This window comes from Parasphingorhabdus sp. (assembly GCF_039982415.1).
Taxonomy (GTDB): Bacteria; Pseudomonadota; Alphaproteobacteria; order Sphingomonadales; family Sphingomonadaceae; genus Parasphingorhabdus.
This window is the reverse complement of record NZ_JBDWYL010000011.1, coordinates 96,942-117,263: the sequence shown is the minus strand read 5'-3', so window position 1 is coordinate 117,263 and position 20,322 is coordinate 96,942. Positions and strand designations below refer to the sequence as shown.

Annotated in this window: 20 protein-coding genes; 14 read left to right on the top strand and 6 right to left on the bottom strand. The window is 50.8% G+C overall.

What is annotated here, in order from left to right; genetic code table 11:
- The first annotated feature begins 12 nt into the window (after window positions 1-12).
- The 5 genes from gcvPA (at window position 13) to ABJU74_RS14820 (ending at window position 6,263) form a co-directional block, all read left to right on the top strand.
- A complete protein-coding gene (gene gcvPA, locus ABJU74_RS14840; RefSeq protein WP_348385384.1) occupies window positions 13-1,371 on the top strand; it encodes an aminomethyl-transferring glycine dehydrogenase subunit GcvPA in 1,359 nt (452 codons plus the stop codon).
- Window positions 1,368-2,951, top strand: a complete 1,584-nt coding sequence (gene gcvPB / locus ABJU74_RS14835) for an aminomethyl-transferring glycine dehydrogenase subunit GcvPB (protein ID WP_348385385.1) — start codon at window positions 1,368-1,370, stop codon at window positions 2,949-2,951. The genes gcvPA and gcvPB overlap by 4 nt, the downstream gene beginning before the upstream one ends.
- Window positions 2,952-2,982: 31 nt before the next feature.
- Window positions 2,983-3,963, top strand: coding sequence for a bile acid:sodium symporter family protein (locus tag ABJU74_RS14830; protein ID WP_348385386.1), 981 nt, complete (start codon window positions 2,983-2,985; stop codon window positions 3,961-3,963).
- Window positions 3,956-4,603 carry a DUF938 domain-containing protein gene (locus tag ABJU74_RS14825; RefSeq protein WP_348385387.1) on the top strand — a complete coding sequence of 216 codons (648 nt, stop codon included), beginning with the start codon at window positions 3,956-3,958 and terminating at the stop codon, window positions 4,601-4,603. The genes ABJU74_RS14830 and ABJU74_RS14825 overlap by 8 nt, the downstream gene beginning before the upstream one ends.
- 73 nt (window positions 4,604-4,676) lie before the next feature.
- Window positions 4,677-6,263: a long-chain-fatty-acid--CoA ligase gene (locus ABJU74_RS14820; RefSeq protein ID WP_348385388.1), complete on the top strand. Its 1,587-nt coding sequence runs from the start codon at window positions 4,677-4,679 to the stop codon at window positions 6,261-6,263.
- A 95-nt stretch (window positions 6,264-6,358) separates the two neighbouring features.
- Here the strand turns inward: ABJU74_RS14820 and ABJU74_RS14815 are convergent, their stop codons facing one another.
- Both ABJU74_RS14815 and ABJU74_RS14810 read right to left on the bottom strand, forming a co-directional pair.
- Window positions 6,359-8,104 carry an amidohydrolase family protein gene (locus tag ABJU74_RS14815; RefSeq protein WP_348385389.1) on the bottom strand — a complete coding sequence of 582 codons (1,746 nt, stop codon included), beginning with the start codon at window positions 8,102-8,104 and terminating at the stop codon, window positions 6,359-6,361.
- A 71-nt stretch (window positions 8,105-8,175) separates the two neighbouring features.
- Window positions 8,176-9,096 (bottom strand): DMT family transporter, encoded by a 921-nt coding sequence (locus ABJU74_RS14810; RefSeq protein ID WP_348385390.1) that lies wholly within the window; start codon window positions 9,094-9,096, stop codon window positions 8,176-8,178.
- Between the two features lie 241 nt (window positions 9,097-9,337).
- Between ABJU74_RS14810 and ABJU74_RS14805 the strand changes: the two genes are divergently transcribed.
- The 7 genes from ABJU74_RS14805 (at window position 9,338) to ABJU74_RS14775 (ending at window position 15,855) form a co-directional block, all read left to right on the top strand.
- On the top strand, window positions 9,338-10,756 hold the full coding sequence (locus ABJU74_RS14805) for an aldehyde dehydrogenase family protein (protein ID WP_348385391.1): 1,419 nt from the start codon (window positions 9,338-9,340) through the stop codon (window positions 10,754-10,756).
- A gap of 64 nt (window positions 10,757-10,820) precedes the next feature.
- Window positions 10,821-11,768, top strand: a complete 948-nt coding sequence (locus tag ABJU74_RS14800) for a polysaccharide deacetylase family protein (protein ID WP_348385392.1) — start codon at window positions 10,821-10,823, stop codon at window positions 11,766-11,768.
- Entirely contained in the window at window positions 11,765-12,910 is a 1,146-nt protein-coding gene (locus tag ABJU74_RS14795) for an acyl-CoA dehydrogenase family protein (RefSeq protein ID WP_348385618.1), read from the top strand. The genes ABJU74_RS14800 and ABJU74_RS14795 overlap by 4 nt, the downstream gene beginning before the upstream one ends.
- A gap of 31 nt (window positions 12,911-12,941) precedes the next feature.
- A complete protein-coding gene (locus tag ABJU74_RS14790) occupies window positions 12,942-13,985 on the top strand; it encodes an enoyl-CoA hydratase/isomerase family protein (protein WP_348385393.1) in 1,044 nt (347 codons plus the stop codon).
- Entirely contained in the window at window positions 13,982-14,764 is a 783-nt protein-coding gene (locus tag ABJU74_RS14785; RefSeq protein ID WP_348385394.1) for an enoyl-CoA hydratase-related protein, read from the top strand. Before ABJU74_RS14790 ends, ABJU74_RS14785 begins: the two co-directional genes overlap by 4 nt.
- Window positions 14,749-15,645, top strand: coding sequence for a 3-hydroxyisobutyrate dehydrogenase (gene mmsB, locus ABJU74_RS14780; protein WP_348385395.1), 897 nt, complete (start codon window positions 14,749-14,751; stop codon window positions 15,643-15,645). The genes ABJU74_RS14785 and mmsB overlap by 16 nt, the downstream gene beginning before the upstream one ends.
- A gap of 6 nt (window positions 15,646-15,651) precedes the next feature.
- Window positions 15,652-15,855, top strand: coding sequence for a hypothetical protein (locus ABJU74_RS14775; protein ID WP_348385396.1), 204 nt, complete (start codon window positions 15,652-15,654; stop codon window positions 15,853-15,855).
- Here the strand turns inward: ABJU74_RS14775 and ABJU74_RS14770 are convergent.
- Both ABJU74_RS14770 and ABJU74_RS14765 read right to left on the bottom strand, forming a co-directional pair.
- On the bottom strand, window positions 15,852-16,364 hold the full coding sequence (locus ABJU74_RS14770) for a hypothetical protein (protein ID WP_348385397.1): 513 nt from the start codon (window positions 16,362-16,364) through the stop codon (window positions 15,852-15,854). The genes ABJU74_RS14775 and ABJU74_RS14770 overlap by 4 nt on opposite strands.
- Window positions 16,361-16,732 carry a VOC family protein gene (locus ABJU74_RS14765; protein ID WP_348385398.1) on the bottom strand — a complete coding sequence of 124 codons (372 nt, stop codon included), beginning with the start codon at window positions 16,730-16,732 and terminating at the stop codon, window positions 16,361-16,363. Before ABJU74_RS14765 ends, ABJU74_RS14770 begins: the two co-directional genes overlap by 4 nt.
- Window positions 16,733-16,799: 67 nt before the next feature.
- Here ABJU74_RS14765 and ABJU74_RS14760 point away from each other — a divergent pair, with 67 nt between their 5' ends.
- Entirely contained in the window at window positions 16,800-17,339 is a 540-nt protein-coding gene (locus ABJU74_RS14760; RefSeq protein ID WP_348385399.1) for a winged helix-turn-helix transcriptional regulator, read from the top strand.
- Here ABJU74_RS14760 and ABJU74_RS14755 read toward each other — a convergent pair.
- Window positions 17,336-18,871, bottom strand: a complete 1,536-nt coding sequence (locus ABJU74_RS14755; protein WP_348385400.1) for a CpaF family protein — start codon at window positions 18,869-18,871, stop codon at window positions 17,336-17,338. The genes ABJU74_RS14760 and ABJU74_RS14755 overlap by 4 nt on opposite strands.
- 189 nt (window positions 18,872-19,060) lie before the next feature.
- Between ABJU74_RS14755 and ABJU74_RS14750 the strand changes: the two genes are divergently transcribed.
- The gene (locus ABJU74_RS14750; RefSeq protein WP_348385401.1) at window positions 19,061-19,999 is read left to right on the top strand and encodes a DMT family transporter; all 939 of its coding nucleotides are present in this window, start codon (window positions 19,061-19,063) and stop codon (window positions 19,997-19,999) included.
- Between the two features lie 63 nt (window positions 20,000-20,062).
- Here the strand turns inward: ABJU74_RS14750 and ABJU74_RS14745 are convergent, their stop codons facing one another.
- Window positions 20,063-20,320, bottom strand: a complete 258-nt coding sequence (locus ABJU74_RS14745; RefSeq protein ID WP_348385402.1) for an ATP synthase F1 subunit epsilon — start codon at window positions 20,318-20,320, stop codon at window positions 20,063-20,065.
- Window positions 20,321-20,322 lie beyond the last annotated feature (2 nt).

The following is a 20,322-nucleotide window of genomic DNA, read 5'->3' as shown; positions in this document are numbered from 1 at the left end:
TAGGAATAAAAAATGCGTTATCTTCCGCTTACCCCTTCTGACCGGCAGGACATGCTCGCCACTATTGGTGCCAGCACTATCGATGATCTGTTTGTCGATGTTCCTGAGAAAGCACGCCTCAATGGCCCCATTCGCGATTTGCCAATGCATGCCGGAGAAATGGCGGTGGAAGCGCATATGAAAGCATTGGCAAAAAATAACTCGGCTGCCGGTGATATGCCGTTTTTCCTGGGAGCAGGGGCTTATCGACATCATGTTCCAGCCAGCGTTGATCATATCATCCAGCGCGGGGAGTTTCTGACGGCTTATACGCCTTACCAACCCGAAATTGCGCAGGGCACATTGCAAACCCTGTTTGAGTTTCAAACCCAGGTTGCTCGGCTGTTTGGCGTCGATGTTGCAAACGCATCCATGTATGATGGCTCTACCGCTTGCTGGGAAGCCATTGTCATGGCGCGCCGCATAACCAAGCGCGGTAAAGCCATTCTCTCTTCGGGACTGCATCCGCATTATGTGTCTGTGGCGCAGACAATGGCACGCTTCACAAAGGATCATTTGGTTTATCATGCGCCGCAATTGGAAGCTGAAACAGATGGTACGGATCTGCTCGACCAGATTGACGATGAGACGAGCTGTGTGGTGATTCAATATCCTGATATATTGGGCCGTATATCGGATATGTCCGCTCTTGCAGAAAAAGCGCATGATCATAAAGCCTTACTTATTGCTGTTGTGACAGAACCTGTGGCTCTGGGCGCAATCCGTTCGCCGGGGCAAATGGACGCAGACATTGTTGTCGGTGAAGGCCAGTCGCTCGGAGTGGGCTTGCAATTTGGCGGACCTTATGTCGGACTATTTGGTTGCAAGCAAAAATATGTAAGGCAGATGCCCGGCCGGTTGTGCGGCGAGACGGTCGATTCCGAAGGAAAGCGCGGCTTTGTTTTGACGCTTTCGACGCGCGAACAACATATTCGCCGAGAAAAAGCGACATCCAATATTTGCACCAATAGCGGGCTTTGTGCTCTCGCCTTTACGGCACACATGACCTTGCTCGGCGAAAAAGGCTTGCGAGACCTAGCCATACTCAATCACAAAAAGGCGATCGTTGCCGCGGATCGTTTAGCGCAGATTGATGGCGTATCACTTTTGAATGATAACTTTTTCAATGAGTTCACGTTGGTTCTTGATAAAGACACGCGGCCCATAGTTCGCAAACTTGCAGATCAGAAAATTCTCGCAGGCGTGTCGTTGGGCCGGCTCTATCCGAGCGAAGATGGTTTGGCGCATGGATTGATTGTCGCTGTGACTGAAACCACCAGTGATCAGGATGTTGCAGAACTGGCGGCGGCGCTTGAGGGAGAATTGGCATGACCATGTTGACCGAAGGGCGTCCGACCAAACAGGAAGGCGATTTGATCGTTCCAGACGCCAATGATCTGCAAACTCATACCGGCAATCGCGCCTTGATTGTTGATGAGCCGCTTATTTTTGAAATTGGTTCGCCTGATCGTAGCGGAGTGGATCTGCCTGAAGCACCATCGGTTGCATCACGATTGGGCGGTCTTGATCGTGATGAACCGATCGGTATTCCAGGCCTTTCAGAAGCGGAAGCGGTGCGTCACTACACGCGACTCAGCCGTCAAAACTATGCGATTGATGTTGGATTATTCCCCCTGGGCAGCTGCACCATGAAGCATAATCCGCGCCTCAATGAAAAAATGGCGCGACTAAAGGGCTTTTCCGATATCCATCCATTGCAGCCGGTTGATAGCGTGCAAGGGGCGTTGGAGACAATTTACCAATTGGCAGAATGGCTGAAAATTCTCACCGGTATGCCGGCTGTAGCGATGAGCCCCAAGGCCGGAGCGCATGGCGAGCTTTGCGGTATTTTGGCGATACGGTCAGCGCTAGAGGCGCGCGGAGACGCCCGTGAAGTAATTTTGGTACCTGAAAGTGCACATGGAACCAATCCCGCGACCGCTGCGTTCGCGGGTTACAAGGTGGAAGATATTCCGGCCAATGCGGATGGACGGGTTGATCTGACTGCTTTGAAAGCGCGTCTCGGTCCGGATGTTGCTGGAGTTATGATTACCAACCCGAATACTTGCGGATTGTTTGAACCGGATATGAAAGAAATTTCTGATGCGGTGCATGAGGCTGGCGGTCTCGTTTATTGTGATGGCGCCAATTTTAACGCCATAGTTGGACGCGTGCGGCCGGGAGATCTTGGTATCGATGCGATGCATATCAACCTGCACAAAACTTTCTCCACCCCGCATGGCGGCGGTGGTCCTGGCTCGGGCCCGGTTGTATTTTCCGAAGCGTTGGAACCATTTGCACCTTTGCCATTTGTGGAGAAAACAGCGGATGGCCGATTCCACCTGATTGAAGAAGAAACGGCACAGGATGAACATAGCAGCAGCTTCGGACGGATGGTGGCATTTCACGGTCAAATGGGAATGTTTACACGGGCATTGACCTATATGCTTAGCCATGGCGCCGACGGCCTTAAACAAGTGTCCGAAGATGCGGTTCTCAATGCAAATTATATTTTGCGCAGCATGGAAGATTTGCTGGAGGCACCATTTGCCAAATCCGGACCATGTATGCACGAGGCATTGTTTTCAGATAATGGCTTTGCGGATGGTCTGAGTACCTTGGACTTGGCCAAAGGTATGATCGATGAAGGCTATCATCCGATGACTATGTATTTTCCGCTCGTTGTGCATGGCGCGATGCTCGTGGAACCAACCGAAACTGAGAGCAAGGCCGCAATAGACCAGTTTATCGGGGCGTTTCGATCGGTTGCGCAGCGCGCCAAAACCGGTGATCAGCTTCTGAAATCCGCACCTCATTTTGCGCCGCTCAAAAGGCTCGATGAAACACAAGCTGCTCGGAAACCTATTTTGGTCTGGCAAGAAGCAGAGGAATATGCTGAAGCGGCCGAGTGAGTAGCCGGCGATAGAGGGGGGCAAACTGATCTTGCAGCGCTTAACCAATTTATTCGCGCTGTGGACCGTGCTCGGTACAGCTTGGGCTTGGTTTATCCCTGAGCATTTTCTGTGGGTGGTGGACGGAAGATTTAAACCTTTGGGTCAGCCGTTGATCAGCGTGATGTTAGGCTTGATCATGCTGGGTATGGGCCTAACCTTGTCCTTTGATGATTTCAAACGCATTGCTCGTATTCCCAAGGCCGTTGCTGCAGGTGTGCTTTTGCAGTTTACGATCATGCCGCTTGCCGGTGTCATCATTGCAATGATCAGTAATTTGGAGACCGGATTGGCGGTAGGCCTTATCCTCGTTTCCTGCTGCCCGGGTGGCACAGCGTCCAATGTTGTGGCCTATCTCGCCAATGCGAACCTCGCTTTGTCCGTTTCGATGACAATGGTTTCTACTTTGGTGGCTGTTTTCGCGACACCGATTTTAACTGGTTTATTGGCTGGAAAATATGTCGAGATTGATCAGTGGAATCTGTTCGTCAATTTGATCTCGATCGTTTTGCTGCCACTCATCGCGGGTTTGTTGCTAAATCGATATTTTCCAAAGATAACCACGAAGATAGCGATTATATCACCGCTTGCGTCCGTGATTGTCATAGTGCTTATTGTGGGTGCGATTATTGCCAATTCCAAAGCGCTCATTGAAGAGTATTTTGGGATTTTAATGCTGGCCGTTTTTCTGCTGCATATCTTTGGTTTTGGATTTGGCTATATAGTCACAAAACTCATTGGTTTTGGATTGGGAGAGCGCCGGACCATCAGTATAGAAGTGGGCATGCAAAATAGCGGACTGGGTTCGAGTCTGGCCGCATCGCCTGGTTTTGCTGCGCAATTTGCAAATCCGCTGCAAGCGGCGCTGGCTCCGGTTCCCAGCGCAATATCAGCTATATATCATGTGGTGATCGGTAGCGTTTTGGCAGCGGTCTGGCGGCGCCAACCCATGAACGGTGATGATCATGGGTAAAAAGGCCGATTCCAGTCCCTGGTTCCGCGATAAGGCGGGGCCACAAGATGAGAAACATGCGCCTGCAACCTTGCGCAATCGCGATGCGATTGTCGCGTTGTTGCGAGAGCTTTTGCCGGCACAGGGAACGATATTAGAAGTCGCAAGCGGCACTGGCGAACATGCGGTCTATTTTGGAGAGCAGTTTCCAGATCTTTTGTGGCAGCCCAGCGACCCTGACCCGGAAGCCTGCCGTTCGATTGCAGCGTGGACCAAGCGCGCGGACGCCGCGAATCTATTGCCGCCGCAGCAACTCGATGCGCTGGCGGCAAAATGGGATATTGCTAAACCTGCCGCCATATTGTGCATTAACATGATCCACATTGCGCCATGGGAAGCGTCAATTGGATTGTTCCGGAAGGCCGCCCTTTTGCTGGAACCGGATGAACTATTCTATCTCTATGGCCCTTATTTTCGCGGTGATGCCCCCACAGCACAGGGGAATCTGGACTTTGATCGCAGTTTGAAAAGCCGCGATTTGCGTTGGGGGATCAGAGAGGTTGCGGATATGGATGCGTTAGCGGCAGACAATCAATTTGCGCGTACCGAGCTTGTCGAAATGCCCGCCAATAATTTGTCACTCGTCTATCGTCGTCAGTAACAAGGCGGGATCGTTTCAATCCTCTTGCCTTGATTTAACCGACCGCTTACATTTGAGAAAAATGGGAGTGGGAATGTCAAACGAAACAGCAGAGATTCGCCGTTGTATGGGATCATCCATCGCGTATTGGGCGGAACGACTGCCCGATAATATTGCGCTTGATGATCCGGCCGGCACTGTCACCTATGCACAGTTGGACCAGATTGTGACGAAATATGCACAAGCCTTCATTGGAGCGGGTCTCAAAAAAGGGGATCGAATTTGCTGGCTGGGCAAGAATAATGGTCTCTATTTTACGCTATTTGCCGCAGCCAGTCGCGCCGGTGCGGTCATTGCTCCGATCGGATGGCGTTTGGCTGCTCCCGAAGTGGCGTATGTATTATCTGATACGCAGGCTCCTCTGGTCATATGTGAACCGGAATTTGCCGCGGTGGCTCAGCAAGCCGCAGCGGTCGCGGAGACGGTGAAAGAAATATTGGTCGTCGGAGACGCTGAGGGGCTAAAATCATTGGATGATTGGGTGTCTGAAACCCAACCTGGTATATTGCCGGATACAGATCCATCCGAAGGGGTATTGCAACTCTATACATCAGGCACCACTGGCAATCCCAAAGGTGCAGTTTTAACTAATGACAATCTGTTTAAAATGCGCCCTCTGGTTGAAAATAAACCGGAGCATGCTTGGATTCATATTGGACCGGAAGACAGTACTTTAGCGGTTATGCCCTGTGCTCATATTGCCGGGTCGGGTATTGGTCCCATCGCCTTTTACAATGGAGCAACGATGATGGTGATCCCCGAATTTCATCCTGACAGTGTTCTGGATTGTATCGACAAGGGATTGAACCAGTTTTTTCTTGTGCCTACGGCATTGCAGATGCTGGTCAACTGGCCCCGCGCCAAAGACACGGATTTCTCATCGGTTCGTTCGGTCACCTATGGTGCGGCGCCGATACCTTTGGAATTGCTTCGTCAGTGTATTCAGACCATGCCCCAGGCGCTATTCTGTCAGCAATATGGGATGACCGAGACGACTGGCACGGTTTGTATCTTACCCCCTGAGGACCATGATCCAGCTGGAAATGAGCGGATGCGCGGTATAGGTATTCCGCTCCCCGGGGTTGAATTGCGGATAGTGGATGAAAACCATCAGGAAGTTCCGCCCAACACAATTGGTGAAATCGCAACTCGTTCCGGTCTCAACATGCTGCATTATTTTAACAATGCACAGAAAACCGCTGAAACCGTTGATGCAGATGGCTGGCTATACACCGGCGATGCAGCCATTATGGACGAGGATGGATATTTTTATATCAAGGACCGCGTAAAAGACATGATCATTTCCGGTGGCGAGAATGTATATCCAGCCGAAGTTGAAAATGCGATTTTCGGACATCCGCAGGTCAATGAAGTTGCCGTCATCGGTATCCCTGATGAAAAATGGGGGGAGGCGGTTAAAGCCGTCGTTTCACCGAAACCCGATGCGGGCGAGATTGATGCTGACAGCGTGATAAACTGGGCGCGGGAACGGATTGCCGGATTCAAGGTTCCAAAATCGGTCGATGTGATTGCCGAACTACCCCGGAACGCAAGCGGCAAAATATTGCGCCGCGAATTGCGCGACCCTTATTGGGAAGGAAAAGAGCGCGGCGTGAATTAGGCCCGCGTATAATCGTTGTGATATCGTTAGAGGCGAGGCTTCAGAAAATCGCTGACCGATTTAAGGGGTCTGCGGGGTGCAGTGAAGGTGATTAATCACCCTCCTGCCGGAAACCATTTTCCCTCAAATATCACGCCTTGTACCTCGATCTCCTGCAACTTGGATGCTCCTATTTCAAAAGGGTTGCGATCCAAAATGGTAAAGTCAGCCTTTTTACCGGTCGCGATCGAACCGACCATCGCATCCAATCCGATGATTTGGGCCGCTTCTATGGTAATTGCGCGCAAGGCTTTGTCGAGCGAGAGCCTTTCTTTTGGCGCTTTGACATTGCCGTCGAGTGTAATGCGGTTGCTTGCGACCCAAGCGAGATATAGCGGGTCGATCGGAGCCATGTTAAAATCACTATGGAGACCGAGAGGAACGCCTTTGCGCTCCAAAGATCCCAAACGATTCATTTGTGCCGCACGATCCGGGCCCAGTCCCGTCTTCGCATATGTGTCTCCCAGGATGCGAATATAATTGGGTTGTGCAGAAACATATAAACCCATTTTGCCGATCCGCCGGTTTTGCGCTTCTGTGGAATAGCCAAGATGTTCCATGACAATATCCTGACCATTGCGCGGATTGAGCTGTTCGGTGATACCAAGCACCACATCCAACCCTTTGTCGCCATTGACATGGGTATGCAAATTCCATCCCGCGTCCCAGAATCTTTTGGTTTGCTGCAACAATTCATCCGGTTCTGTAAGCCATTTGCCCTCATGACCATCGCTATAACCAGGGGGATTCATCTGCATATATTGCGCGAAAAAGGCACCATCAGCGAATAGCTTCACTCGATTTGAGAAGAAAAACTTGTCGCTTTCATACTTGGATTTCATGTCTTCCAGCCATTTGTTGGGATCGCCAAGTACTAGGGGCGCGATGGGAATGGCCAATATTCGTGATGGGGTTGTCGGCTGATCATAGAGGCTCTTAAACAATTGCGATTCCATCTCAGGTCCGCCAAATCCTCCAAAGGCTAAATCGGCGCTCGTTGTCACGCCATTTTCCAGCATCATTTGGCGCATATCCTTCAGTCCTTGCCGCACCTTTGCGGGTGAGAAGAGATAGGGGCGAAGCTTTGCAATACCATTGAACAATGCGGTTTCGTGGATAATACCGCTGGCATAGTCAGCGTGATCGGGGTCGATTTGCGGTTTGTTAAACTCCGCTTGGAAGGCAGCGGCGGTCCCGATGTCGAGCAACTCGAGTGCCTTAGAATTTGCGATAATCTCATGGAAACTGCGTTGCCAAATCACCACCGCTCGGTCTGGAGCAATCGTATCAAGCGCTGTCCGATCCATCTCGCCGTGGAAGAGTTTATGATGGCCCCAGGTTATAAAAAGCGCGTCCTGGCTTTTGGATAATTCTTCTCGCAGTCGGCGTTCATAGGCGGCTTTGCCGCGGGCTGCTGGATAGGTTTTTCCTGGCAATTCCCAAGATTCTGGACTGATAAAGGGGATTGGCAACATCATGATAGTTTGCATCGGATGGACATGCGGCTCGATAAATCCGGGCATTAAAATCTGATCGGAAAATCGGGAATCAAAAGTCACATCGCGGCCATCGGTCCAAGCGCTGAGATCTTCTTTTGTTTGACCCAATCCAAGGATGATCCCTTCGGCTGTCGCTACAAACCGCGCCTCGGGATATCCAGGTTCCATCGTGACAATTTTGGCCGCTTCGTAAACCGTTACTTGAGGATAGGGCGGTGCTTTGGGTGTTTCGGATGCAATGCTTAAGCTGCTAAAACCCAATGCCGCCAAAATGGCGATAGCGCCATGAATCCATTTTCTCACAATGTTCTCCCCTTTTTAAAAGACTAGGCTCAGGAGAAGAGGTTGGGCAAGCGTTAAATAAGAATGTCCGGCTAGCTGCTAGATTTGATATGCTCGCGCCAAGCGATAAACAGGCCAGAGCCAATAATTATCGGTGCGCCAAACCAGATTGATAGGCCGGGCCATTGACCAAATATCACAATTCCGATGATTGTTGCCCAAACCAGCGCGCTATAATCCATCGGCATAACCGTGGATACCGGGGCGAACCGCAACGATTGGGTGATCGTAAGTTGACCGATGGCACCAAATATTCCGACACCGAGCAAATAGCCCCAGGTCGTGGCATCATGCCCGCCGCCATAAACATAGGTGCAAATTGCCAATGCCGGTAAGGTGTAGACGGAAAACCAGAATATCGTCACGATGCTCGTCTCGGTGCGCCCTAGCATCCGAATGACAAGCGTAACCGAAGCGGTCACTAAGGCGCCAACAAGCGCAATAGTCGCGCCAAATGCGGGAATTAGGCTTCCGCCGGGCTGGATAACAACAAGCACCCCGATAAAGCCAATCAAAACGGCCGACCAGCGCTGAATGCCGACTTTTTCACGAAGAATAAGCGCAGCGAATAAGGTTGCAAATATAGGAACCGTGAAGCTGATTGTGGTCGCATCGGCAAGCGGCAATAAAGTCATCGCCCAGAAATTGAGACCCATGGCAAAAATTCCGAGGATGGATCGCAAGATATGCAATCTATGTTTGTCCGATTTAATCGCTGGCCAGCCTGCGCTGCTCCTCCAGATTAGAAAACAGATAAGTGGCATCGCCGTTAACTGACGGTAAAATAAGCTTTCCGTCACATGAACTCCTTGCTCGCCTGCCAATTTCACAAAAGCGAACATGATGGCCAAAGACAGCATGGCAGCAAGCCGCGTCACAATCCCGGCAAAGGGGCGATCTTGGCCTAAAACAGGGTGTTGCGGCACCGGTTTATCTAAAACATCAGTTGTCATGCGGCCGGTGCAATGCTCGTAACCCCTTGTATTTGCCGCCCTGATAGGCGCAATGCAGCGGACAATGCAATTGCACATTGCAGCATGGCACTGTTGCTTTTGTAATTTAGTTGCGCTGGCAATGTTGGCAGCCATTGCATGCCCATTGGTGGTGATTTATATAGAGGCTTAAGAAATATGCCGATACTGCGAGTCTAATCTTGGCAGATATTTGGCAAAAATATTAATTCAGGAGCGTTACATGTTGGACAAAACCACAAACCCTCAGGATCCGATTGTGGATGAAGTCGCAGAATTGGTGGCGCGCTCTCGTGCGGCGCAAGAACAGATAGAAAATTATACGCAAGAGCAAGTTGATGAACTGATCACCGCCATGGTCTGGGCGGTTGCGGAAGAAGAAACCGCTAAGAAAATCGCTCAACATACGGTCGATGAAACCCAATTGGGCAACTATGATGGGAAATATTTGAAAATCTTCCGGAAAACACGGGCAACTTTGTTTGATATTATCGACGATAAATCCGTCGGGATCATCGAAGAAGATGTCGATCGGAATATTGTTAAAATCGCCAAGCCCATGGGCGTCATCGGAGCCTTGTCGCCATCGACTAATCCCGAAGCCACTCCCGTCATTAAAGCGATTTCAGCGGTGAAGGGCCGCAACTCGATAATAGTTGCACCGCATCCGCGAGCGAAGCTGACCAATAAGATGATTTGTGATCTCATGCGAGATGCCATTGCTAAAATGGGAGCTCCGGCGGATTTGGTCATCAGCATAGACGTGCCATCGGTGGAAAAAACCAATGAACTGATGCGGCAATGCGACCGGGTTCTAGCCACAGGTGGCGGTGCGATGGTCACGGCAGCTTATTCAAGCGGAACGCCAGCTTTGGGCGTAGGCGTTGGCAATGCCGTTATCACCGTGGATGAAACTGCTGATTTGGACGATGCCGCAGAAAAAATTCGGATGTCCAAAACTCTCGACCTTGCGGCCAGTTGCTCATCCGACAATAGCGTTATCCTTGTCGATGCCATTTATGATGACATGTTGGCCAAGCTTGTCGCCAAAGGCGGCTATGTTATGAGCGACGATGACAAAAAGAAATTCGAAGAAGTGCTCTGGATTGATGGCCATATCAACGCCAAAGTCGTCGCGCAGACCCCGGAATTTATCGCTGGTATGGCGGGCTTTGAAATTCCAAGCGACACGCAGTTTTTGATTATTCCTGAAACCGGCTACGGACCGGATCATCCTTTTTCCGGTGAAAAAATGACGGTAGCCATGGCTTTGTACCGGGCGCGAGATTTGGATCATGCGATTGAATTGACCAATAATATCCAAGCTTATCAAGGGCAGGGACATAGCTGCGGTATCTATTCCCAGTCCGATGCCAATATTATGAAATTGGCCAATATAACCCGGACATCACGTGTTATGGTAAATCAACCACAATCAGCATCTAATAGCGGCAATTTGTGGAATGGTATGCGGCAAACATTCTCGCTTGGGTGCGGAAGCTGGGGCGGCAATGGAACCAATAACAATATTACATGGCGGGATTTGATCAACGAAACCTGGGTGTCAAAACCTCTGACGGTAGCCAAAGAGCTGCCTTCCGATGAAGAGCTGTTTGGCGATGTGATGCGAAAATTGGCTTAAAAAACTTCCGTCGGTATTTCTTGAGCGCAAGCCTTTCTGACATCGAAGGGGCAATGGTCCTGCAATGATACGCTTTTTATTGATCCTGATGGCGAGCTTGGGTTTTGCCTTGCAGCCTGCTGATGCCGAGAAACGCATCGCGATTAGCTTTGATGATATTCCGCGTCACGCGGGCGGCTTTTTCACACCGGATCAGCGGGCCATAAAATTGATAGCAGCTCTTGCTAACGCAGGGGTTAAACAAGCTGGTTTTTTTATCACAACTGGCAATTTGGAAAAAGAAGCAGGCATCGGCGGTGAAGACCGGGTCCGTGCCTATGTCGCTGCTGGCCACGTTATCGCAAATCACACAAAATCTCATCCTTGGTTATCGAAAACCAATGTTCAAGACTATATTGCCGAAATAGATGAAGCCGAGAAATGGCTGAAGAGGCAGTCTGGATATCGCCCCTGGTTTCGCTTTCCGTATCTCGATGAAGGCCGCCGCGATCGCCAAAAGCGCAACGCTATTCGCAACGCATTGTCGGATCGTGGGCTCGCAAATGGTTATGTCACAATAGATAATTATGACTGGCATCTGGACTCGCTTGCATCGCAAGCCAAACAGCAGGGCAAAGCTCTAGATATGAAGGCATTGCGGGATCTTTATGTTGAGACCATGGTGGATACAGCGAATTTTTACGATAAGATTGCGGTGCAAACTTTAGGCCGGTCGCCTGCTCATGTGCTACTTTTGCACGAGACAGATATTGCGGCCCTTTTCATCACGGATATGGTGCGCGGACTGGTTGCCGATGGTTGGACGATCATCACGATGGATGAAGCTTATACAGATCCGATCGCTCAGGTTGAACCTGATACCTGGTTTCTCGGTTCTGGGCGGGTCGCAGCCTTGGCTCATATAAAGGGCTTCAAGCCGCGCGAACTTGTGTATGAGCGTACCGACGAAAAGGTTCTCAACCGGCTTTTTTCCGAACAGGTGTTGAACGAAAAATGGAACTCGAAGAAATGACGGATCAATTCTCGCTGACGGACGATCAATTGGCCATTCAGGATATGGCCCAGAAATTCACCGCTGATGCGATTACGCCACATGCCGGTAAATGGGATGAAGAGCATATCTTTCCGCGCGATGTTATCAAGCAAAGCGCTGAGCTGGGTTTTGGCGGCATTTATGTCTCAGAGGACTCCGGTGGCATTGGCTTGGGGCGGCTCGAAAGCGCGATAGTCATGGAGGCCATGGCCTATGGCTGCCCGTCGACCAGTGCGTTTATCTCGATCCACAATATGGCGGCCTGGATGATCGATACATTTGGCGCACAGGCCGTAAAGGACAAATATCTTCCCGACTTGATCAGCATGGATAAGATTTCCAGCTATTGTCTGACCGAACCCAGCGCAGGTTCGGATGCCGCTTCACTGAAGACCAAGGCTGTCAGGGATGGCGATGACTATATTGTTAGTGGTTCTAAATCCTTTATTTCAGGCGGCGGCGAGAATGAACTTTATGTGACCATGACGCGAACCTCAGATGAGGGTGCGAACGGTGTAACTTGTCTGGTTATTGAAAAGGACATGGAGGGCGTCAGTTTTGGCGCCAATGAGAAGAAGCTGGGATGGCATTCGCAACCCACAGCACAGGTGAATTTCGACAATGTTCGCGTTCCCAAGGAAAATCGTGTTGGCGGTGAAGGGGAGGGCTTTCGCATTGCTATGGCGGGACTGGATGGTGGCCGTCTGAATATTGGCGCCTGTTCTTTAGGCGGGGCGCAGCGCTGCCTCGACGAAGCCATTGGCTATACAAAAGAACGCAAGCAATTTGGGAAAAGCATCAGTGATTTTCAAAACACGCAGTTCATGTTGGCGGACATGGCTACTGATCTGGAATCGGCGCGAGCGCTATTATATATGGCGGCCGTCAAGGTCACTAATGGCGCCCCGGACAAAACAAAATTTGCTGCCATGGCGAAGCGCCTAGCCACGGACAATGGCTCCAAAATCGTCAATGACGCGTTGCAACTATTTGGCGGGTACGGCTATTTGCAAGACTATCCTATCGAACGCTTTTGGCGCGATTTGCGCGTGCATTCGATTCTCGAAGGCACCAATCAAGTGATGCGAATGATCGTTTCACGGGAAATGCTCCGTCAGTAACTTACAATTGCTGACCATAAAGAAAGATAACATGACCGAAGATCTCATCCTCAATAAAATTGGCCGCGTCGGGCATATCAGTCTCAACCGTCCAAAAGTTATCCATTCTCTGAACCTGGCCATGTGCGAGGCCATGCGTGATGCATTAATCGAATGGCGTGACGATGACAGTGTTGAAGCGATCATGATCGACCATAGTGAAGGCCGCGGCTTTTGTGCTGGCGGTGATATTGCGATGTTGCAGGAATCAGGCAAAAAAGATGGCAAAGAGGGGCGAGAATTTTTCTATAAGGAATATCAACTCAATCACCTCCTTTTCGAATATCCAAAGCCAGTGGTCGCATTCATGGACGGCATCACAATGGGCGGCGGCGTAGGAATTTCTCAACCTGCCAAATATCGCGTGGCAACCGAGAATACCCGTTTTGCCATGCCGGAAACCGGCATTGGACTATTTCCGGATGTTGGCGGCGGCTGGTTCCTATCGCGGCTCGAAGGGCGCCTGGGCCAGTTTCTCGCGCTGACGGGCGCGCGGCTGGATGGAGCCGAGTGCAAGGAAGTGGGTTTGGCAACCCACTATCTGCCATCGGAGAATTTGGAAGAAGCCAAGCAACGCATTAGTGAAAATCCGGATCGGATTGACGGTATATTGGGTCAGCTATCGGATACTGTACCGACTGCTCGGATCACCGATAATCTGGACAAGATAGACAAATTTTTCGCATCAGACATATATGAAGATATTTTGGCTGCCTTGGACGCGGATGATAGCGCTTGGGCGGCAAAAGAACGCGATACGCTTGGTACGAAGAGTCCGCAGACCTGTAAAGTGGCGCTTCGCCAGCTGAAAGAAGGCGCGGTGATGACAACATTTGCCGATGAAATGCGAAACGAATATCGCATCGGTTCGCGAGTATTGGTCCGCAACGACTTTATTGAAGGTGTTCGCGCGTTGATTGTCGATAAGGATAATGATCCCAAATGGAATCCTGCGACTCCCGAAGAAACCAGTGACGAATTGATCGACAGTATTTTTGCGCCGTTACCGGCAGATGAGGAATGGAAACCGTTATGAGCTATGAAACAATTCTGACCGAAAAAAAGGGTCAAGTTACGCTGATCACCTTGAACCGGCCGAAAGCGCTCAACGCATTGAACAGTCAGGTTCTGGATGAACTAATTAATGCCTTTGCGGCTTTTGAAGCGGATGAAACCCAACTTTGCGCCGTGCTTACGGGTTCCGGCGACAAGGCCTTTGCGGCCGGAGCCGATATCAAGGAAATGTATGATAAGTCGGCTGCAGATTTCTATCTCGAGGATTTCTTTTCCAAATGGACCAGTCAAATCGTCAAGACCACGCGCAAGCCTTGGATTGCGGCGGTAAACGGCTTTGCCTTGGGCGGCGGATGTGAACTCGCCATGATGTCGGATTTCATCATCGCCAGCGAAAATGCCAAATTCGGTCAACCAGAGATCAAGCTCGGCGTAGCGCCGGGTATGGGTGGTTCCCAGCGTCTGACCCGAGCGGTGGGCAAATCCAAATCGATGGATATGTGTCTCACCGGCCGGATGATGGATGCCGAGGAAGCGGAGCGGTCAGGTCTGGTGGCGCGGGTTGTGCCGCATGACCAGCTTGTCGACGAAGCCCTAAAGGCCGCGGGCACCATCGCCGCGATGCCGCCTATGGCCATTCAGGTGAACAAGGAAATGGTCAATGCCGCCTTTGAAACAATGCTGGACCAAGGCTTGCTGCATGAACGCCGCTTGTTCCAGATTTTAACCGCTACCGAAGACAAAGCCGAAGGTATGGCCGCGTTTATCGAGAAGCGGGAAGGCAATTGGAAGGGGCGTTGAAAATGAAGATCGGATTTATTGGTCTCGGCAATATGGGCGGCGGCATGGCTGCTAACTTGGCAAAAGCCGGACACGAGGTGCACGCCTTTGACCTTTCTGGCGAAGCTTTGGCCAAAGCTGGTGAAGCAGGATGCCATCCGGTGAGTGATGCCGCCGATGCCATTCGTCATATGGAGGCTGTGGTTACCATGCTGCCAGCCGGGAAACATGTTCGCTCTGTCTATGCCAATGATGTGATCATCAATGCCGGACCGGGTACATTGGTGCTCGATTGCTCAACCATCGATGTCGACAGCGCGCGCGATGTCGCAGAGATGGCTAAAGCCAAAAATATCGTGCCGGTCGACGCTCCAGTATCTGGCGGTATCGCCGCGGCCAATGGCGGTACGCTGACGTTTATGGTTGGCGGCAGCGAGGATGCCTTTAAGCGGGCTGAGCCGATATTGTCTGATATGGGCAAGGCTGTCATTCATGCCGGTGACAATGGCGCAGGGCAGGCGGCTAAGATCTGCAACAATATGCTGCTCGGTGCCTCCATGATTGCGACTTGCGAGACATTCAAAATGGCCGAGAAGCTGGGGCTCGACCTTCAGAATTTCTACGATATTTCATCGAAAGCATCGGGCCAGAACTGGTCGATGACAAGCTATTGTCCTGTGCCGGGTATCGGACCCCAAAGTCCAGCGGACAATGGTTATGAAGGCGGCTTTGCTGCAGCCTTGATGCTGAAAGATCTCCGCCTTGCTATGGAAGCGGCCGAAAGCGCTGGTGCACAAGTCCCGATGGGCGAGAAAGCACGCACGCTTTATGAGCAATATGCCGAAGCAAACGGACAAGGCACTATGGATTTCTCCGGCATTATCAACATGCTGGATGATTGATCAGCCTTGGACTTTCTACCAGATTTAAGTGGATGGGCGATAGCCGGAGGCGTTGCCGTGGTGATTGCAGTTATTGCTGCAATTGCAGAGCGGCGGCGCAATAATCGCAAGAATATCGAGAAAGTCGGCTTCATGCCTTGGCCCTTTGTCATGCTGATGTCGCTGCTCTTTGCTGCGATCAGCGTCGGCCTAGCGTTTAAAGGTCATTAATCGGTATTGGGTGAACCCGGACAAGCGATTTTGCGATCATAATCGGCACGGGCAAATTGTTCAAAGCGGCCATTCTCGCGAAGAACATAATCGGTCACCCTTAGCTGCTCTGGTCCAGTGCGTTGATAATGGGTGCGCCCGGTCTCGACCGCTGCATTGTGCCAAGTGGCGGTGAAGGAATCTTTTGAAACCAGTGCGGATAGATCATGATCCACGCCATTGCTGCCCGTCCATTGACCACGCCACCGGTTCTCTCCGTCCGGGACATAGTCCGCATGACCTGCAAATTGCATGGTCGAACGGCCTTCTCCTTTGACTTGATAGTCCAGCGTCAACCCGCGATTTCCAGCCAAGGGGCAAACAGTAAGCGACATATGCGCTGGCTGACCAAATAACGAACCTTTACCGGACCAATTGCCAAGCAACCAATCGGGAGTGGCCTTGTTGTCTACTGGCGCCGGTATTTCGCTTGCCAGCACCAAGGGCAGCAATATCAAGGAAAAAATCATTCGCTGTCATTCTCGAACAGCATCATCACATTATCATCAGGATCATAGAAGGTCAGCAATTTTACCAAGCCAGGAATATGTTGAATCTCTCCATCCTGCTTAACTTTGGCCGCGTCTAGGCTAGCCTTGGCCTCTACGATATCTCTCACACCCCAGACAGGAGTTGCTCCGCCGCCTTTTTCTACTTTTTCAAGCTGGCTGAGACCCAAATTGACGTTGGTCAACCCCGTGGACATTTCGCCCCACGCAATGTCCTCATCTTTGTAGAGAAGTTTAAAATTCAAGATTTCCGCGTACCATTTGATCGATGCATCGATATCGCTAACGCCCATGGAAACGGTGAGGTCTCCGTCATAGCTAATCGTCATATTGAACTCTCCTGTTTTTCGAGTCGCAGTTGATTTATAGTCAGAAAAGTATAGTAGATAAAATATTATGTCAATTTTGTCCCTATCGACAGTCCTCGCGCTCAGCCGCTATCGCTGGACCATTGCGATATTGGCTGCGCTTTCCGGCAGAGGTGCACGATTTGTGGAGATATTAAATCGGGTTGGTCTGTCGCGAGACAGTCTGTCTCGGGCACTGGAACAACTAATTGATGCGGGTTGGATAATCCGCAATCCTGGTCATGGCCATCCGCTGCGTCCCGAATATCTCTTGACGGAAAGCGGTGAGGCGATGGCAGGGGTGGCGTGCGCGATCATGAGGACGCAGAGCCGTCTTGAAATTCCGGTAAAGGGCATGACCCGGTGGACCCTGCCATTGGTTCACGTTCTAGCAGCCGGTCAGAATCGGTTCAGTGGGATAGAGCGCGCATTGCCAGAAGCGTCGCCACGTGCGGTTTCATTGAGCCTAAAGACGACAACAGCACAGCGGCTGGTAAAAAGAACGGTACTGGACGGATTTCCACCGACAACAGAATATCTTCTCGCAGAAAACGGCCAATATTTCGCCGAAGCTTTGGAAATCGCTTAGAGGCAAGCTTCCAATAGAGGTTGCTCAAATCCATATTGCCGCGCTTTTTCAAGTGTATAGGGGCGCAGGCCAGAGGATTGATATTCACCAATGATTTTACCGTCAGCATCTTCGTCCAGATATTGATATTTGAACAATTCCTGCGTCACAATCACGTCGCCTTCCATCCCGATAACCTCGGTAATATTGGTCGTCCGACGTGAACCATCCCGCAGACGTTTCACCTGAACGATCAGGTCAACAGATTCGGCAATCTGGCGTGAAATAGCTTCTTTCGGGATCTTGATGTCGCCCATCAAGATCATATTTTCCATCCGGCCAAGACACTCGCGCGGACTGTTGGCGTGAAGCGTACACATGGAGCCATCATGGCCCGTGTTCATCGCGGCGAGAAGATCAAAACATTCGGCGCCACGAATCTCACCCAAGATAATCCGGTCAGGACGCATACGCAGGGCGTTTTTCACCAAGTCGCCAATGGTGATGGCACCTTCGCCTTCAAGATTAGGAGGACGGGTTTCAAGCGGCAACCAGTGTGGTTGTTGCAAACGAAGCTCGGCGGCATCCTCAATGGTCAGCACGCGTTCACCCGGGTCGATCATTTTCGACATAGCGTTGAGCATGGTCGTTTTACCAGAACCTGTACCGCCAGAGATAACAACGTTGAATCGGCACGCGCCTGCAATTTTCAGTGCGGTACACATCTCATTGGACATGGAACCAAAGCCTTGCATCATATCAAGCGTGATCGGTTTTTCTGAGAATTTACGAATGGATATTGCGGTACCTTTGAGGCTAAGCGGCGGAACGATCACGTTCACACGAGAGCCATCCGCTAAGCGGGCATCGGCAAGCGGTGTCGTTTGGTCGACGCGGCGACCAACCTGGTTCACAATCCGTTGCGCGATTTGAAAAAGATGTTCTTCATCGCGGAACTGGATCGGTGCAATTTCCAGCTTACCCTTAATCTCGATATAGGTCTGTTCCGGACCATTGACCATGATATCCGAAATATCAGGGTTTTGAAGAAGCTCTTCTAGCGGCCCGAAACCCAGAAGTTCATCAACCAGAACTTTTTCGAGCGCAAATTGCTCGCGGCGGTTCAAAGTCAGTTTCAGCTCGGTCAACACTTCCATGATGATCGGCCGGAATTCTTCGGTAAGTTCTTCTTTGTTCAATGTTGCAGCGGCCTCGGGATCAACCCGTTCCAGCAAACGCGGCAAAACTTGTTCTTTAATTTTATGAACGGAGGCACCGAAGCCTTCATCCTTGTCGCCTTCAGCTGAAACTTGATTGGATCGCTCAGCAAGCCGCGACATTGCATCGCCTTTGTCGGGCTCAGCCGCTGCGGCTATTTCTTCTCCAGGCAAGGGAACAGCGTCAATGGGCGGGAATTGTCCACCACCGTCTTTTTGTTCGTTTTCTTCCTGATCGGCATTGGGTTTTGCACTGCCGCCGCCAGACATCGGTTTCGCAACACCAAATGACGGTCTGCCGCCACCCAATCCATTTTTCTTGCCAAATGCGCTCATGTCTCTCCGCCGGAAATAGTTTGTTCCCAAATCATCAGACATCTCTTTCGGGGAAAATGGTTAATGTTTGGATAATGGTAGTGGGACAGTTTTGATTTTGGACATCGATTTACACCTGAAAATGGTGCTTGTGTGTTTTCAAAAATGTCTGCAGTCGGTGGAACAGAGCTCCAGTCGAGAGGAACGCAATTGTCAGCGAATAACAATATTGGAAAAGCGATATCGGGTAGCGGTATTTTACTCGCTCTGATTGCATTTTCCGGATTTCCAATTGGTGATGCTTTTATCAAGTCGATGGCAGGCGACTGGCCGGCTCCGGCAGTCGCGGCCTTGCGTTTTTCCATTGGCGCTTTTGCGCTAGCGATTATCCTATTCTGGCGAGAGGGCGCAAAGGGTTTTCAGATTAACCGACCATGGCTGCACGCGGCCCGCGGACTGACTTTAGCCATTGGTACTATTACTTTTTTCTCGGCCATTTACATTATGCCATTAGCAGATGCAGTGGCGATATCCTTTGTGAACCCAATTTTGACAGCTTTGTTTTCCGGTTGGTTCCTTAAAGAGAAAATGAGGCCTGTGACTTGGGTGGCGACCATTGTTGCATTTGGAGGTGTACTGGTGATGTTGCGCCCCAATGTTGCAGCCTTTGGATGGGTTGCCATTTTGCCGCTTTTCGCAGCCGTCGCTATGGCTTCCATGCTTATCCTCAATCGGATGGTTTCGAGTCAAAGATCAATATTTGCAGCGCAATTTTACATTGCTTTTTGGGCCGCTATTTTTCTGTCTATTGCCGCTGGAATTGGGCATTTTTTGTTGCCAGTCATGTATATACCGGGTGCGCCGGACTGGGATGTGATTATCCGCTGCGCCATTGTTGCGATAACCGCCACTGGCTGCCATTTTCTTCTCTATATGGCCACCATGCGAACAACCGCCGCTGCTATCGCCCCGATCGTTTACATCCAATTGATCATCGCAACCCTGATTAGCATATTCATATTCGGGGATGTGATCGATCCCGTCGCTTTAGTGGGCGGCGCGTTGATTCTGCTCAGTGGTCTATTCTTGTGGTTGAGCGAGCGCAGATCCGCCGCCGCTGAAGCACAGCAACCCACGTTGCCCAGCTAACAGCCGCTATAATTCTTAAAGATAAGCAATGGTGGATCGCAGCAAATGGATCCAATAATGGAGTTAGGAAACCGCCTCAGCGAGAACGGTCAGCCCTTTTTCGTTCACTTCGGCAAAGCCCCCTTGAACTGCGATCGTCTCTGCTTCTGCACCTTCCGTGGCATAGATGATCAATTCCGCATCGCGAACCGTTGACATGAACGGTGCATGGCCCTGCAAGACGCCAAAGTCGCCTTCGGTTCCGGGAACAACCACCATGTAAACATCATCCGAGCGGACCAGTTTTTCTGGGGTTACGAGTTCGAAATGTAGGTTCGCCATTT

Bases quoted from the DNA above. Each gene is read 5' to 3' on its own strand.
- gcvPA (WP_348385384.1), top strand. From the start codon at position 13: ATGCGTTATCTTCCGCTTACCCCTTCTGACCGGCAGGACATGCTCGCC.
- gcvPB (WP_348385385.1), top strand. From the start codon at position 1,368: ATGACCATGTTGACCGAAGGGCGTCCGACCAAACAGGAAGGCGATTTG.
- ABJU74_RS14825 (WP_348385387.1), top strand. From the start codon at position 3,956: ATGGGTAAAAAGGCCGATTCCAGTCCCTGGTTCCGCGATAAGGCGGGG.
- ABJU74_RS14820 (WP_348385388.1), top strand. From the start codon at position 4,677: ATGTCAAACGAAACAGCAGAGATTCGCCGTTGTATGGGATCATCCATC.
- ABJU74_RS14810 (WP_348385390.1), bottom strand. From the start codon at position 9,096: ATGACAACTGATGTTTTAGATAAACCGGTGCCGCAACACCCTGTTTTA.
- ABJU74_RS14805 (WP_348385391.1), top strand. From the start codon at position 9,338: ATGTTGGACAAAACCACAAACCCTCAGGATCCGATTGTGGATGAAGTC.
- ABJU74_RS14800 (WP_348385392.1), top strand. From the start codon at position 10,821: ATGATACGCTTTTTATTGATCCTGATGGCGAGCTTGGGTTTTGCCTTG.
- ABJU74_RS14795 (WP_348385618.1), top strand. From the start codon at position 11,765: ATGACGGATCAATTCTCGCTGACGGACGATCAATTGGCCATTCAGGAT.
- ABJU74_RS14790 (WP_348385393.1), top strand. From the start codon at position 12,942: ATGACCGAAGATCTCATCCTCAATAAAATTGGCCGCGTCGGGCATATC.
- ABJU74_RS14785 (WP_348385394.1), top strand. From the start codon at position 13,982: ATGAGCTATGAAACAATTCTGACCGAAAAAAAGGGTCAAGTTACGCTG.
- ABJU74_RS14770 (WP_348385397.1), bottom strand. From the start codon at position 16,364: ATGATTTTTTCCTTGATATTGCTGCCCTTGGTGCTGGCAAGCGAAATA.
- ABJU74_RS14765 (WP_348385398.1), bottom strand. From the start codon at position 16,732: ATGACGATTAGCTATGACGGAGACCTCACCGTTTCCATGGGCGTTAGC.
- ABJU74_RS14760 (WP_348385399.1), top strand. From the start codon at position 16,800: ATGTCAATTTTGTCCCTATCGACAGTCCTCGCGCTCAGCCGCTATCGC.
- ABJU74_RS14755 (WP_348385400.1), bottom strand. From the start codon at position 18,871: ATGAGCGCATTTGGCAAGAAAAATGGATTGGGTGGCGGCAGACCGTCA.
- ABJU74_RS14745 (WP_348385402.1), bottom strand. From the start codon at position 20,320: ATGGCGAACCTACATTTCGAACTCGTAACCCCAGAAAAACTGGTCCGC.